This is a genomic window from Streptosporangiales bacterium, assembly GCA_009379825.1.
In the GTDB taxonomy this organism is placed as follows: domain Bacteria; phylum Actinomycetota; class Actinomycetes; order Streptosporangiales; family WHST01; genus WHST01.
Genome location: WHTA01000061.1, coordinates 20939 through 35338, shown reverse-complemented (window position 1 = coordinate 35338; position 14400 = coordinate 20939). Strand labels below are relative to the sequence as shown.

The window sequence follows — 14400 nt, the reverse complement described above, 5'->3', positions numbered from 1 at the left end:
GTACCTCAGTGTCGCCACGACGGAGCAACGCACCGAGCAGGCGGTGCGTGAGCACGAGGAGATCCTCACCGCGTTGCGTGCCGGTGACGTGGAGCAGGCCAAGGACGCCATGCGCCGACATCTCGCCGCGAGCGAGGAGTCGGCGTTGCGTGCGCTGACGTAATCCCCGTAAGACGACAAACCCATGCCAGTGCTGGAGGACGAACGCAATGCCCAGTGACGTGCAGGACGCCAAGCGGTACGGCCTGTTCATCGACAACGAGTCGCGGCCGCCGTCTTCTGGGGCCTACATCGACGTCGCCGATCCGTACACGGGAGAGACCTGGACCCAGGTGCCCGACGCCAGTGCGGCGGACGTCGACGCCGCCATCGCGTCCGCGCGCAAGGCGTTCACGTCCGGACCCTGGGCGGACACCATCGTGCCCGAGCGCGCCCGGCTGTTGCGGCGGTTCGGCGACCTGCTTGGCGACCACGCCGAGGAGCTGGCAGAGCTCCAGGTGCGCGAGAACGGCAAGCTGATGCGCGAGATGGTCGGCCAGATGAAGCTGCTGCCTGACCACTTCCACTACTACGCGGGCCTGGCGCAGACGCACGGCGGCCGGACGAACCCCGTGCACCTGCCGGGCATGATGAACTACACGGTGCGGCAGCCGCTCGGTGTGGTCGCCGCCGTCACCCCGTGGAACTCGCCGATCCTGTTGCTCGCGTGGAAGCTCGGGCCGGCGCTTGCGACCGGCAACACCCTCGTCGCGAAGCCGTCGGAGATCACGCCGGTGTCGACGCTGCGGCTGGCCGAGCTCGCCGTCGAGGCCGGGTTGCCGCCGGGCGTGTTCAACGTCATCACCGGTCTTGCCGACCCGGCCGGGCGCGCGCTGTCGGAGCACCCCGGCGTGGACAAGATCGCCGTCACAGGCTCGACCGCCACCGGGCGCGCCATCGCCACTGCAGCGGGCTCGTCGCTGACCCGGCTGTCGCTCGAGCTCGGCGGCAAGTCGCCGAACGTCGTGTTCGACGACGCGGACCTGGATGTCGCGCTCAACGGCATGGTCGCGGGCATCTTCGGGGCGAGCGGGCAGTCGTGCATGGCCGGCTCGCGCATCCTCGTGCAGGATTCGATCTACGACGAGGTAGTGACGAAGCTCGCCGAGCGGGCGAAGAAGATCAAGCTCGGCGACCCCCGCGCCGACGACACGGAGATGGGCACCGTGGCGTCGCCGGCACAGTTCGAGAAGGTGCTGCGCTACTTCGACATCGCGCAGGACGACGGTGCACGGCTGGCCGCCGGCGGGCAGCGGGCAACCGGCCCCGGGCTCGACCAGGGGCTGTTCGTGCAGCCGACGGTGTTCGCCGACGTCACCAACGACATGCGCATCGCGAGGGAAGAGGTCTTCGGGCCGGTCGCCAGCGTGCTCAAGTTCGCCGACGAGGACGAGGCGCTGCAGATCGCCAACGACACCGAGTTCGGCCTGGCGGCAGGCGTCTGGACACTCAACCTGCCGCGGGCGCACCGGATGGCGTCGAAGCTGCGGGCCGGCACCGTCTGGATCAACAACTACCGCAAGACGTCGTACCTGACGCCGTTCGGCGGCTTCGACCAGAGCGGCGTGGGCCGGGAGAACGGCCCCGACGCGCTCTACGAGTACACCGAGGAGAAGAGCGTCTGGGTGGATGTCGGCCAGGGCGTCAAGGACCCGTTCAACCCGCGAGCGTGAACCCGGAAAGGCGCGAGAGATGACGAACACGACCGAGCAGTACGACGTGGTGGTGGTCGGTGCTGGCATCGCCGGACTGGCCTCCGCGCTGTCGGCACACGAGGCCGGCGCACGGGTCGCCGTGCTCGAACGGGCGCCGGCCGAGGAGAGCGGCGGCAACACCAGGTACACCGAGGCATACCTGCGGATGAAGTCGGAGGACGAGGTCTCCGCGGACTTCGAGGACTCGCTGCTCGGCGACTTCATGGGCTACCCGGACCCTGGCCTCACCGAGGAGCTCGTACGCGACCGGTCTTCGTGGCCGTCGAACCTGAAGGCGATGCACATCCTCGACCCCGAGGTGGTCGGGACGTTCGCGCAGTCCGCGGGGCCGACGCTGGGCTGGTTGCGTGGCTTCGGGGTGGAGTTCGGGCCGACCACCACCGGGTTCATCACCACGTCGACGACCAGGCTGGCTCCGGTCGGCGGCGGGCTCGCACTCGTGGAGACGTTGACCGAGGCGGCCACCGACCGCGGCGTCGACTTCCACTTCCGTACGTCCGCGCGCGGGTTGCTGCGCGGCGACGACGGTGCGGTCACCGGCGTGACCGCCGTGCGTGCGGACGGCGAGCCGGTCGACTTCACCGGCCGGGTGGTGCTGGCGTGCGGCGGCTTCGAGGGCAACGCGGAGATGCAGGCGCGCTACTTCGGTGGGCGCGCGCTGGTCTGCCGCCCGATCGCGCGCGGCGGCTACTACAACAAGGGCGAGGGCATCGAGATGGCGCTGGCCGCGGGGGCGTCGTCGGCGGGCAACTACAGCCTGTTCCACGCCGAGCCGCAGGACCCGCGCTCGTCGCAGGCGGAGCCGGCGATCTTCGTGTTCCCTTACGGCATCCTGGTCAACCTGCACGGCGAGCGGTTCGTGGACGAGGCGCCGGGCCCGGCGGACGCGACGTACGAGGCTGTCACCAGGGTGATCAACGAGCAGCCGCGCGGCATCGGCTACGTGCTCCTGGACGGCAAGATCGACGACGTGCCGACCTGGCAGCGCGCCGTTCGTACCGACCGGCCGGCGATCGAGGGGGACACGCTGGAGGCGCTCGCCGAGCAGCTGGAGATCCCCGCGGAAACCCTGCGGGCGACGGTGGCGGCGTACAACCGGGCCTGCCCGGACGCCGGCAGCTTCGACCCGCTGCGTACCGACGGGCTGGCCACCACCGACCTGCAGCCGGAGAAGTCGAACTGGGCGCGGCCGATCGACACGGCGCCGTACCGCGCCTACCCGATCACGGCGGCGAACGTGTTCACCTTCGGCGGGCTGAAGGTCGACCCGCAGGCGCAGGTGGTGGACCGCGACGGCACGGCCATCCGCGGGCTGTACGCGGCCGGCGAGATCATCGGGTCGTACTACACCCGCTACACCGGTTCCACGTCGGTGCTGAAGGGCGCCGTCTTCGGCCGCATCGCAGGTGCAGAGGCCGCGAAGCGGTAGCCGTCAGGCCGTGGGCTGGTGGCGCAGCGCGACCTGGTCGCAGGCTTCGCAGGTGGACGCGGGGATGACGCCGATCCGCATCAGCCAGGCGAAGATCCGGCAGCCGAGGCAGAACGCGAACACCGCCTCCAGCCCGGCCGCGACGGCGATCATCGCGACGAGCACGATGGTCGGTACGACCAGGCCGAAGCCGTAGTACGTGACCAGCGCGGCCACGGTGATCGCCGCGCCGATGCCCTGCGCGAACCGCTTGGGCGGGCCGGCCACCAGCCGGGGTTCGCCCAGCCGTGGCGCGAGCACACGGGTGGCGAGCTGGCCGAGCGGGCTCAGCGTCGGACCGGTGAGCATCCGGGCCAGGAAGCCGTACGCCAGCGGGACGAGCAGCCAGAACCACTGCGTGAGCAGCGTAAGCGCGGCGAGCACCACCACACCGGCGGCCACCGCCCGCGCCGCCTTCTCATTCACCGGGTTGGGGAACGCAAGGATCCCTCGCGAGGGCATGGACAGATGGTACGCAGGACCCGTACGCTACGTGGCCGCAATCTCACTACGCGGGACGGTTGGTCAGCTCCAGTTCGGCGATCACGGCCTGCCGCACACCGTCCGCCGCGGTGCCTGCGCCGGGCCCGAGCGGGGTGCTGGCGAAGATGCCGGCGGTGCCCGGCTGGCCGGCCCGGCCACCCGGCGCGACCGGTTCGCGGCCGCCGGGGAGCATGGTGGCCAGGTGGCGCCAGCTCGGCCCGCGGCCGGTTCGTGCAGGTCACCGGCGAGTGCGTACGGTGCCGAGTACTTCCGGCCCAGCGACACCAGGCGGCGGGCGATCAGGTCCAGGTGCCGCAGCCGCTCGCCGGCGGCCCGGCCCAGCCGGACGCTGCCGACCACCAGCTGCTGGCCGCCGGTGAACGAGAACACGGCGATCGCCAGGCTCCGGCCGGCCGGCTGCGCGATGCCCGGCAGCGGGAAGTCCTCCCGGTGGGCGACGAACGCGCGCGGGGAGCACAGCAGCATGGTGCCGCTCGCGCTGCCGCCACCGGTGACGTAGACCAGCCCGGCCCGGCGGGCGAGCGCCGCACAGCGGGTGCGCCACCGCACCCACCGCGGCGTGCCCTGCACGCAGACGACGTCGGCGTCGAGCGCACCCAACGACGCGGCGACGTCGGCGCCACCACGCAGCAGCCCACGCAGCTGGACGGTGGCCAGCCGCACCCGGTCGGTCATGAGGAGGCCTCCCGCGTGAGCATCGCAGCGAGGATGCCGGCCGTGGGTGGGGTGCCGGCCGTGCGTGAGCGAGGAGCGGAGCGCGGGAGGTCGACGGGGTGCGCGGTCACGCCGGCCGGCCGGGCCGGTAGTTCGGTACCAGTTCGGAGGCGAGCTGGTGCAGGAACAGGCCGGTGTCGGTCACCACGCCGAGGGCCTGGGTCGAGCCGCGGTCGGCGAGCTTGGTGACGGTCGCGGGGTTGATGTCGACGCACGCCAGCGGGATCGACGCGGGCAGCAGGTTGCCGGTCGCGATCGAGTGCAGCATGGTCGCGATCATCAGCACGAACCCGACGCCGGGCAGTTCGGCGCGCATCGCCCGCTGGCCCTCGATGACGTCGGTGTAGACGTCGGGCAGCGGCCCGTCGTCGCGCACCGAGCCGACGAGGACGTACCGCCTGTCGCCGGCGACCAGGGCGTGCATGACGCCGCTGGTCAGGGTGCCGTCCGCGACCGCCTTGTGGATCGAGCCGGCGCGGCGGACGGCGTTGATCGCCCTGATGTGGTGCTCGTGGCCGTGCTCGACGCCGCGTGCCTTGCTGAGGTCGACGCCGAGCGAGGTGCCGAACAGCGCGGCCTCGATGTCGTGGGTGGCCAGCGCGTTGCCGGCGAACAGGACGTCGACGTAGCCGGCCTCGATCAGCGTCACCATCGCCGGTGCCGCGCCGGTGTGCACGATGGCGGGGCCGCCGACCCACAGCACCTTGCGGCCCTCGCGCTTGACGTCGCGCATCTGGTCGGCGATCCGCTGCACCAGCACCGCCTGCGGCTTCTCGCTGGACACCTCGGACTTCATGAACTCGAAGACGCTGTCGCTGTGCCCGGACCTGGACGCGCTCGGGGTGACCCGCACCCCGGCGGCGCCGCACACCACGAGGTCACCGGCGCGGACGTCGGAGACCGGCAGGGTACGCGCCCGGTGGTCGGCGACGACCAGGCCGCAGTCCATCTCCGGGTTCTCCACCGGCACCCACCGGCCGTCCAGGCGTACCACGGTCTCCAGGTTGGTGGTCGAGTAGAAGTCGTCGGGGAAGACGCCGTCCGCGGGCGCCTCGCGGAGCACCGCCGCGCCCGGCTCCACCAGGTTCGCGCCGTGCCGCTGCAGGCGCATCAACAGGCGCTGCAGGGTCTCCTCTTCCGGTGCGCTCACGGTGATCTGCGCGGACGACTCGTCGTCGTGCTGCCGGCCGATGGTGAACCGCTCGATGGTGTACTCGCAGCCGTAGTCCAGTACGTCGTCGAGCAGGCGCGCGAGGATGCCCTCGTCCATCAGGTGGCCGTGGATCTCCACGGAGTCGCTGTACTGCACGGTCACACCACCGCGCCGTTGTCGCTGTCACCGCCACCGTCGTCGTGCGGGTCGCGGATCCGGATCACGTGTACGACCACACCGCCGACGAAGCCCGCGACCGCGAGCACGACCGCCCAGCCGGGGATCTTCCAGTCGAGCGCGATCGCCGTGATCGGGTACACGACCGCCACGAGCATCACCGCCCAGGCGGCCTTCGTCAGCAGGTCGCCCTTGGGCAGCGTCGGCGGTTCCGGCCGGACGTAGTGGTCGTCGTCCACCACCTCGTCCGGTTCGGCGTCCAGGTCGACGACCGTCACCTTGGCCTTCTTCTCCGCCGGCGGGTCGTCTGCGGGCTCCTTCGCCGGCTCCTCGTCGGTGTCTGGGACGTCCTCGGCACGCGGCCACGGCGGGTCGTCGTCGGCCTCGTCGCGGTCGCGGTGGAAGTCCGCGACCAGGCGTGCCCAGGCCTCCTCGGTGTCCGCGTCGGCCGTGCTCGCCGCCGGCTCGCCGGTGTCGGCGGCCGCCGCGACCGTACGGCGCATGAGCGCGCGGGCGTAGCTCAGCGAGTGCTCGTCGACGTAGACGCGCTCGTCGTGTTCGCGTTCGTCGGCGTTGGCAGGTGCTGTGTACGCCGCGATGCCTTCCGCGCCGAGGTCTGCCAGCAACTCCTCGGCCAGCCGTCCGTTGACGGTGCCGAGGAAGACGAAGTCGTCCGCCTCCAGCCCGTTGTCGCGCCCCACGGTGGTAGTCCTCCAGCTCTCGCTTCGACGCCCGCTGCTGCCTAGTGTCTCGCGCCGTGCGTGTGGCGGGCCAAGAACTCCGCCGACTCGGCGAAGATCTGCGGCGCGTCGTGGTCGAGCACCGCCACGTGGTAGCTGTTGTCCAGCTGCCGCACCTCCACCTCGGCGGACGACACCGAGGCGCGGATGAGTTCGACGTTCTCCGCCTCCACGACGTGGTCCTCGCTGCTGCGGAAGATCAGCAACGGCTGGTCGACCCTGGACAGGTTCCTCCGCACGGCGGCCCACAGCTTCGTGACGGAGTAGAGCGCCTTCACCGGCGTGCGGTCGTACGCACCCTCCGTGACGCCGTCCTTCTTGATGTCGTTGGCGATGCTCGCCAGCGAGGGGACGGTGTAGCGCAGCACGGGCAGCAGCCGCACCCGCCGGTCGAGACCCAGCACCGAAGGGTTGACCAGCACCAGCGCGGTGATGTCGGCGCCGTAGCGCTCGGCGAGCAGCAGCGCGAGCGCGCCGCCCATGGACAGCCCGCAGACGGCCACCTGGTCGCAGTTGCCGCGCAGTTCACGGAACGCGCGGTCGATCTCCGCGTACCAGTCCTCCCAGCGGGTCAGGTTCGCCTCCCGCCAGCTGGTGCCGTGGCCGGGTAGCCGTGGCACGTACACGGTGTAACCGGCGTCGGCGAAGTGCTCGGCCCACGGCCGTAGGGCGAACGGCGAACCGGTGAAGCCGTGGCACAGGAGCACACCGACCGGGCCGCCGTCGTGCCGGTAGGGCTCCGCACCAGGTGTTACGGGCACGCCTGTTCCTCCTCCTCGTGCGGATCCTCGATGTTCGCACGGAACACGCGCCGGCGCGAGAACCGGCCCACCCCACCCGTCGTACCCCGCGTCACCAGGCGGAACCTGGCAGTGCGCTACCGCGAGGGACGGTGTCTCGGCTAGGGTTCCCTGTCAGGACGTGTTCGCCTGGGTGCCGGGGCCGATGGGCGGCGTCCGCCAGCGGGGAGGTTCGGTGCTCTACTCGACGCTCAAGACGACATTGAAGCCCGTGCTTCAGGTGTCGTTCAAGCCGTGGGTGACCGGCCTGGAGAACGTACCCGACGACGGCCCCGTGATCATCGCGAGCAATCACCTGTCGTTCTCGGACTCGGTGTTCCTGCCGCTCGTCGTACCCCGCAAGATGACCTTCCTCGCCAAGTCCGACTACTTCACCGGCCGGGGGATCAAGGGCCGCGCGACTGCGGCGTTCTTCCGGGGGATCGGCCAGCTGCCGATCGACCGGTCCGGCGGCCGGGCCGCCGAGTCTGCGCTGCGTGCGGGTCTGAAGGTGCTCTCCCAGGGCAACGTGCTCGGCATCTACCCGGAGGGCACGAGGTCGCCCGACGGCCGGCTGCACCGCGGCCACACCGGCGTCGCGAGGATCGCCATCGAGAGCAACGCGCCTGTCGTGCCGTGCGCCATGTTCGGCACCAGGGAGATCCACCCGCCGGGGCGCACCATGCCGAAGCGCGGGCCGGTCGGCATGGCGCTGGGCGAGCCGCTCGACTTCTCCAGGTACGAGGGCATGGGCAACGACAGGTACGTACTGCGCGCCATGACCGACGAGCTGATGTACGCGATCATGAAGCTGTCCGGGCAGGAGTACGTCGACAGGTACGCCAGCACGGTGAAGAAGGAGATCGAGGCCGCGAAGAAGGCGGAACGGGAGCTCGAGCAGCTGCCGGACGTCGCGGCCGGCGACGACGAGGCGCACCCGCGGGCCAGCTGACCTGCGGAGATCGAGCACAGCGCCCCGCACACCCCGATGCCGTGGGTCTCGTTAAGCTGTGCGGCGCGAACTGCCGTCCGGTGAGGGGAATCGAATGCGCGTCGGAGTGCTGACAGGCGGGGGCGACTGCCCCGGGCTGAATGCCGTGATCAGGTCGGTCGTGCGCAAGGGCGTCGAGGTCTACGGCTACGAGGTCTGCGGGTTCAGGGACGGCTGGCGCGGGCCGATCGAGGGCGACTACGTCCCGCTCGACGTCGCGGCCGTGCGCGGGATCCTGCCGCGCGGCGGCACCGTCCTCGGCTCGTCGCGGACCAACCCGGAGAAGGTCGACGGCGGGTACGAGCGGATCGCCGAGAACCTGGCGAAGCTGGAGATCGACGCGCTCGTCGCCATCGGCGGCGAGGACACCCTCGGCGTCGCACGCAAGCTGTACGACCGCGGGGTGCACGTCGTCGGCGTGCCGAAGACGATCGACAACGACCTCGGTGCCACCGACTTCACGTTCGGCTTCGACACCGCGGTGAACATCGTGATGGAGGCCATCGACCGGCTGCACACCACGGCGGAGTCGCACCACCGGGTGCTGATCGTCGAGGTGATGGGTCGGCACGCCGGCTGGATCGCGCTGCACGGCGGCATGGCAGGCGGCGCGAACGTCATCCTGCTGCCGGAGCAGCGGTTCGACGTCGAGCAGGTCTGCGCCCACATCGAGAACAGGTTCCGCAACAGGTACGCGCCGATCGTGGTGGTCGCGGAGGGCGCGATGCCGCTCGAGGGCCAGATGGTCACGCAGGAGGCCGACCTCGACGCGTTCGGGCACGTGCGGCTCGGCGGCATCGGGGAGTGGCTGTCCAAGGAGGTGGAGAACCGCACCGGCAAGGAGGCCCGCTGCACGGTGCTCGGCCACATCCAGCGCGGCGGCACCCCGACGGCGTTCGACCGGGTGCTGGCGACCAGGTTCGGCCTGCAGGCGATCGATGCCGTGCACGAGGGCGAATACGGCTCGATGGTCGCCTTGCGCGGCACCGAGATCGTCCGGGTGCCGCTGGCCGAGGCGGTCGACGAGCTGAAGACCGTCTCCCCGGAGCGCTACCAGGAGGCCGAGGTCTTCTTCGGCTGAGCCGACGCGCGGGGTCGCCGGTTCGGAACCTAACCGTGCAGGGCTGCGTCTGGCGCACGAGGGGTGCCGTGGCCGGGCGGGCCAGCCTTCGGCTGGCGGACGGCGGCATCGCCTGGTCAACTCACAACGAGGTCTTGCGGAGGCGGGCGTGTTCGGAGCCGGGATGTTCAGTTTCCTGCCGGTGGTACTCACCGCCGCGGGCGTCGGCACGTTCGGCTACGGCCTCTACCGGGTCGTGTCGCTGTGGTTGTTCCGACGCCGTGCAATCAAGGTGGGCGGTGTCGTCATGGACATCCGCATTCGGGTCAAGGGAGGCCAGGTAATTCGCAGCGGCTACCACCCGGTGCTCGCCTTCCGCACGGTCGACGGCCGCGACGTGCAGGCGGAGGCGAAGAACTACTCGCGCAGTGTGACGGACTACCAGGTCGGCGACCAGGTCGGCGTCCGCTATGACCCGCGCGATCCCAGAACAGCGTATGCGGACACTGAGCTGATGACCGAGCTGTCGGCCGTCTTGGTGGTCGTGGCCGGTTGCGTGTTCCTCGTGGTCGGTCTGCTGGCCTTCGGCAACCCGTCGCTGTTGCTCGGAGGCGGGTGATGAACATGATGAGCCCCGGCTACGTGGTGCCGGCGCAGCGCCGCCCGCTGCACGTGATCGAGACGGCCGGTTCGCGTCTCTTCGGTATCGCGGGTTTCGTGGTCGCCGGGTGAACCGGAGCAGGTGGCGCCCGGCCCAGACTCTCTTGGCGCCGCCGAACCAGCACCCGGCCACGCGCATCGGAGACAAGTATGGATGCTCTCGATCTCGACCTGTTCGTTCCGGGTATGTTCGTGCTGGTGGGCAGCATCTTCGTCGTCTCCGGCATCCGCTCGACGGCCACCTGGTTGTCGTTTCGCAAACGTGCGGTGCGGTGCGTCGGCCTGGTGACCGATGTCCGGGCGGAGTGGAACAGCGGTAACAGCGACCGGTCCGGCCACTACATCTACTACCCGGTCCTCGCATTCCAGACCAACGACGGCAAAGAGGTGCAGACGGTGGCGGGGAACGGCATGTCGCCGCCGCGGTACCACGCCGGCCAGCAGGTGACGGTGACCTACGACGCCGCCGATCCGTTGCAGGCCTACGCGGGGAAGGGCACGTCCGTGGGCGTCATGACGGTGGTCTTCATGCTCGCCGGGGCAGTGGCGGCCACCTTCGGCGTCTCCATGCTGATCGGCAACGGGGCGCTCGCCGACCTGATCGGGCGGCTCTGATGCGCCTCGACGGTCTGCTGGGCGACTGGTCCAGCCACCGCGACGGCTACGTCGTGCGGAGACCGCGTGGCTGGAGGCAGCTCAAGGACCTGCTCTCCCTGGTTGCCTTCGGTTCGCTCGGCCTGGTGATGCAGCACTTCTTCGACGGGCTCCAGCCGTTCGGGTACTTCATGTTCGCCATGACCACCGGCTCCGGTGTGTGGGGCATCATCCGGCCCGGCGTGCAGTTGAGCGTCGACGAGCGCGGTGTGCGTCTCGGCGAGGCGCAGGTGCCGTGGACGTCCGTCTGGCAGGTCGTGCTGGTCAGGGACGCGCCGGCGCCAGGAAAGGTGGAGCCGGGCCCGGCGCAGGTGGGGGTGCGGTTGATCCGGAGTGCTCCGCTGCCCAAGGGCATCGCCGGGGTCATCTACGATCCCCGCGATCCGTCCGCCATCCCCGATCAGCTCCGCAGCCGGGTAACCGACGGTCGCGTGGACGCCGTGGGCGTCCAGGCCGCCGTTGCGCGGTGGGCGCCACAGCACGTGGTGCTCGCCGAACGCGTCGGGGACAGGGAGCATGTGCTCGCCGGTCCGAGCTGACATTACGCTTGGTGCCGTGAGCACTGTGGAGGAGCTACGCGTCGCCTGCGCCGACCTGCCCGCCCACCAGCAGCCCGAGTGGCCCGCCGACGAGCTGCGGCAGGTACGCGCCGAGCTGCGTGACCTGCCACCGCTCGTGGTGGCGAACGAGTGCGACCAGCTGCGGGAGCGGCTGGCGGCCGTGTCGCGGGGCGAGGCGTTCCTGCTGCAGGGCGGCGACTGCGCCGAGACGTTCGCGTCGGTGACCGCCGAGCAGATCCGCGCCAAGGTAAAGGTGCTGCTGCAGATGGCCGTCGTGCTGACCTACGGTGCCTCGGTGCCGGTGGTCAAGCTGGGCCGGATCGCCGGCCAGTACGCGAAGCCGCGCAGCAAACCGACGGAGACCGTGGACGGCGTGGAGCTGCCGTCGTACCGCGGTGACGCGGTCAACTCGGTAGCGCCGAACCAGCAGGACCGGCAGCCGGACCCGCGGCGGATGCTGCAGGCGTACAACGCCGCGGCGCACACGCTGAACCTGGTTCGGGCGTACGCGACCGGCGGGTTCGCCGGCCTGGACCGGGTGCACGCCTGGAACACCGACTTCGTCGGCAGCAGCCCGGTGTTCCAGCGCTACGAGGACATGGCCAACGACATCGACCGCGCGCTGGCGTTCATGCGGGCCTGCGGGGTGGACCTGGAGAGCGGCCCGGCGCACGGCGTCGACCTGTTCGCCAGCCACGAGGCCCTGCTGCTCGACTACGAGACCGCGCTGTGCCGGCAGGAGCCCGGCGGGCTGTACGACCTGTCCGGTCACCTGGTGTGGGTCGGGGAGCGCACCAGGCAGGTCGACGGCGCCCACGTGGAGCTGGTGAGCCGGATCGCGAACCCGGTCGGCGTCAAGCTGGGCCCGAACACCGACCCGGAGGACGCCGTCGCGCTCGCGGAACGGCTGGACCCGGAAGGCGAACCGGGCCGGCTGAGCTTCGTGGTGCGGATGGGCGCGGCGACGGTGCGGCACCGGCTGCCCGCGGTGGTGGAGAAGATCGAGGCGACCGGCCGCGCCGTCGTCTGGGTCTGCGACCCGATGCACGGCAACACCTTCGAGTCGGCGAACGGCTTCAAGACCCGGCGCTTCGACGACGTGATCGACGAGGTCACCGGGTTCTTCGAGGTGCACAGGTCGCTCGGCACGGTGCCCGGGGGAGTGCACGTCGAGCTCACCGGTGACGACGTCACCGAGTGCCTCGGCGGCGGCCACGCGATCGGCGACGAGCACCTGCCGTACCGCTACGAGACGGCCTGCGACCCGCGGCTGAACGCCAGCCAGTCGCTGGAGCTGGCGTTCCTCGTCGCGGAGATGCTGCAGCAGGCCCGTACGGTCAGGTGACGAAGCCCTTCTCCTTCAGCCAGTCGCGGGCGACGATCGCCGGGTCGGCGCCTTCCATGTCCACCTGCGAGGTGAGCACCGCCATCTCGTCGTTGGTGAGCTCGTTGGTGACGCCCTCGAACACCTGCGCCAGCTGCGGGTGCTGCTTGTAGGTCTCCTCGTTGATGGTGACCGCGACGTTGTAGTTCGGGAAGAACTGCTTGTCGTCCTCCAGTACGCGCAGGCCGAGGCCCTTGATCCTGCCGTCGGTGGTGAACACCTCGCCGAAGTTGCAGGTGCCCTTGTCCGTCGCGGTGTAGACGACACCGGTCTCCATGTTCCGGACGTTGCCCGACGGGATGACCTTCTTGCCACCGCCCTGCTTCAGCGACATGCCGTACGTCTCCAGCATGCCGGGGAAGCCGTCGTCACGGTTGGCGAACTCCGACTCCACGCAAAAGGTGAGGTCGCTGGTGTCCAGGCCCTCGAGGTCGGACAGTTTCTGCACGTCGAGATTCTTCGCCTCTTCCTCGCGGACGGCGAGCGCGTAGGTGTTGTTCAGGTCCGCGGCGGGCAGCCACTTGACGCCGTTCTCCTTGATGTCCTCGTCGTGCACGACCTGCCACTGCCGCTGCTGGTTCTTGATCGGCTTGGTGTGCGTGTTGTACGAGATCCAGGACGTGCCGGTGTACTCCCAGTAGAGGTCGATCGACCCGCCCTCCAGCGCCTTCCTGGCGGCGTTGCTGCCCTGGATGTTGGTGTTGTCGGTGACCGTCGCGCCCGCGACGTCGAGCAGGATCACCGCTATCTTGCCCAGGATGAGCTGCTCGGTGAAGTCCTTCGACCCGACGGTGAGCTCGACGCCGTCGAGGGCGGGGATCGGCTTCACCGTGCCGGCCTCGGCCGGCGGGATGAACTGCGAGGCCGCCTTCAGCCCGCAGCCGGCCATGATCGCGGTCAGCGCGGCGGCCGCGAGCAGGGCGAGACCGGCCCGTCGCCACCGTGCCTGCTGGGAACGGGTAACGAACATTCAGATCCCCTTCGGTCGGGCGATCTCTTCGACGATACGGCCCAGCCAGTCGATGAGCAGTGCCAGCAGCGCCACCAGCAGCGCACCGGAGACCAGGACGGCGCCACGGGAGAGCTTGATGCCGACGGTGATGAGCTCGCCGAGGCCGCCGCCGTCGATGAAACCGGCCAGCGCCGCGGTGCCGACGAGCAGCACGAGCGCCGTCCTTGCGCCTGCGACGATGACGGGGACGGCCAGTGGCAGCTCGACGCGGAACAGTACGGCCGCGGCCGACATGCCCATGCCACGGCCCGCTTCCACCAGTCGGCTGTCCACCTGGTCGAGACCGACGATGGTGTTACGCAGCGAGGGCAGCAGACCGTACAGCGTGAGCGCGCCGATCGCCGGCCAGAAGCCGAGGTCGAAGATCAGGGCGGCGAGCACGATCAACCCCACCGCGGGTGCGGCCTGCCCGATGTTGGCGATACCGACCACCAACGGCGCCAGCCTTCTCGTGGCCGGTCTGGTGAGGACCACGCCGAGCGGGATGGCGAGGGCGAGCACGATCACCGTGGCGACGAACGACAGCTGGATGTGCTCCCAGGTGAAGTTGCCCAGGTTGCTCCACGAGAGGGCACGCGCCTCGATGGAGTCGAGGTCGGCGGTGGCCCGCCAGACCAGGTAGGCCCCGAGGGCCAGTGCCACGATGACCGGCTGGATGGACAGCTTCAGCCACTTGGCCAGCCGCGACTCGCCGATCTCTGCGGCGATGGCGTCCGGATCGACCTTGGGTGGTTCCACGGTGGCGGTGGTCATGAGGAGACCTCCCGCGTTCGTATGGTAGCGAGCATGG

The 14400-nt window shown here is 70.2% G+C and carries 16 protein-coding genes; 9 read left to right on the top strand and 7 right to left on the bottom strand.

Annotated elements, in window-relative coordinates:
* The 3 genes from GEV07_23255 to GEV07_23245 form a co-directional block, all read left to right on the top strand.
* Positions 1 to 163: FCD domain-containing protein (locus GEV07_23255; protein MQA05510.1), on the top strand; the 163-nt coding region annotated here is incomplete at its 5' end.
* Positions 164 to 209: 46 nt separating this feature from the next.
* A complete protein-coding gene (locus tag GEV07_23250) occupies positions 210 to 1712 on the top strand; it encodes an aldehyde dehydrogenase family protein (GenBank protein ID MQA05509.1) in 1503 nt (500 codons plus the stop codon).
* A gap of 19 nt (positions 1713 to 1731) precedes the next feature.
* Entirely contained in the window at positions 1732 to 3183 is a 1452-nt protein-coding gene (locus GEV07_23245; protein ID MQA05508.1) for an FAD-dependent oxidoreductase, read from the top strand.
* 3 nt (positions 3184 to 3186) lie between these two features.
* Here the strand turns inward: GEV07_23245 and GEV07_23240 are convergent, their stop codons facing one another.
* From GEV07_23240 to GEV07_23220, 5 genes are all read right to left on the bottom strand, one after another.
* Entirely contained in the window at positions 3187 to 3684 is a 498-nt protein-coding gene (locus GEV07_23240) for a DUF4395 family protein (GenBank protein ID MQA05507.1), read from the bottom strand.
* 81 nt (positions 3685 to 3765) lie between these two features.
* Positions 3766 to 4401 carry a hypothetical protein gene (locus tag GEV07_23235; protein MQA05506.1) on the bottom strand — a complete coding sequence of 212 codons (636 nt, stop codon included), beginning with the start codon at positions 4399 to 4401 and terminating at the stop codon, positions 3766 to 3768.
* A gap of 106 nt (positions 4402 to 4507) precedes the next feature.
* Positions 4508 to 5749, bottom strand: coding sequence for a TIGR00300 family protein (locus GEV07_23230; protein ID MQA05505.1), 1242 nt, complete (start codon positions 5747 to 5749; stop codon positions 4508 to 4510).
* Between the two features lie 2 nt (positions 5750 to 5751).
* Positions 5752 to 6471 (bottom strand): hypothetical protein, encoded by a 720-nt coding sequence (locus GEV07_23225; protein ID MQA05504.1) that lies wholly within the window; start codon positions 6469 to 6471, stop codon positions 5752 to 5754.
* Between the two features lie 41 nt (positions 6472 to 6512).
* Positions 6513 to 7271, bottom strand: a complete 759-nt coding sequence (locus GEV07_23220; protein ID MQA05503.1) for an alpha/beta fold hydrolase — start codon at positions 7269 to 7271, stop codon at positions 6513 to 6515.
* A gap of 184 nt (positions 7272 to 7455) precedes the next feature.
* Here GEV07_23220 and GEV07_23215 point away from each other — a divergent pair, with 184 nt between their 5' ends.
* The 6 genes from GEV07_23215 to GEV07_23190 all read left to right on the top strand — a co-directional run bounded on the left by GEV07_23215 (position 7456) and on the right by GEV07_23190 (position 12559).
* On the top strand, positions 7456 to 8241 hold the full coding sequence (locus GEV07_23215) for a 1-acyl-sn-glycerol-3-phosphate acyltransferase (protein ID MQA05502.1): 786 nt from the start codon (positions 7456 to 7458) through the stop codon (positions 8239 to 8241).
* 94 nt (positions 8242 to 8335) lie between these two features.
* Entirely contained in the window at positions 8336 to 9361 is a 1026-nt protein-coding gene (locus GEV07_23210) for an ATP-dependent 6-phosphofructokinase (protein MQA05501.1), read from the top strand.
* Between the two features lie 163 nt (positions 9362 to 9524).
* The gene (locus GEV07_23205) at positions 9525 to 9959 is read left to right on the top strand and encodes a DUF3592 domain-containing protein (protein ID MQA05500.1); all 435 of its coding nucleotides are present in this window, start codon (positions 9525 to 9527) and stop codon (positions 9957 to 9959) included.
* A 191-nt stretch (positions 9960 to 10150) separates the two neighbouring features.
* Positions 10151 to 10615: a DUF3592 domain-containing protein gene (locus GEV07_23200; protein ID MQA05499.1), complete on the top strand. Its 465-nt coding sequence runs from the start codon at positions 10151 to 10153 to the stop codon at positions 10613 to 10615.
* Entirely contained in the window at positions 10615 to 11193 is a 579-nt protein-coding gene (locus tag GEV07_23195) for a hypothetical protein (GenBank protein MQA05498.1), read from the top strand. Before GEV07_23200 ends, GEV07_23195 begins: the two co-directional genes overlap by 1 nt.
* Positions 11171 to 12559 carry a 3-deoxy-7-phosphoheptulonate synthase class II gene (locus GEV07_23190; GenBank protein ID MQA05497.1) on the top strand — a complete coding sequence of 463 codons (1389 nt, stop codon included), beginning with the start codon at positions 11171 to 11173 and terminating at the stop codon, positions 12557 to 12559. The genes GEV07_23195 and GEV07_23190 overlap by 23 nt, the downstream gene beginning before the upstream one ends.
* On the opposite strand, the gene GEV07_23185 is transcribed toward GEV07_23190, so the two are convergent.
* Positions 12552 to 13568, bottom strand: a complete 1017-nt coding sequence (locus GEV07_23185; GenBank protein MQA05496.1) for a glycine/betaine ABC transporter substrate-binding protein — start codon at positions 13566 to 13568, stop codon at positions 12552 to 12554. The two genes, GEV07_23190 and GEV07_23185, sit on opposite strands and share 8 nt — an antisense overlap.
* The gene (locus tag GEV07_23180) at positions 13569 to 14363 is read right to left on the bottom strand and encodes an ABC transporter permease subunit (GenBank protein ID MQA05495.1); all 795 of its coding nucleotides are present in this window, start codon (positions 14361 to 14363) and stop codon (positions 13569 to 13571) included.
* Positions 14364 to 14400 lie beyond the last annotated feature (37 nt).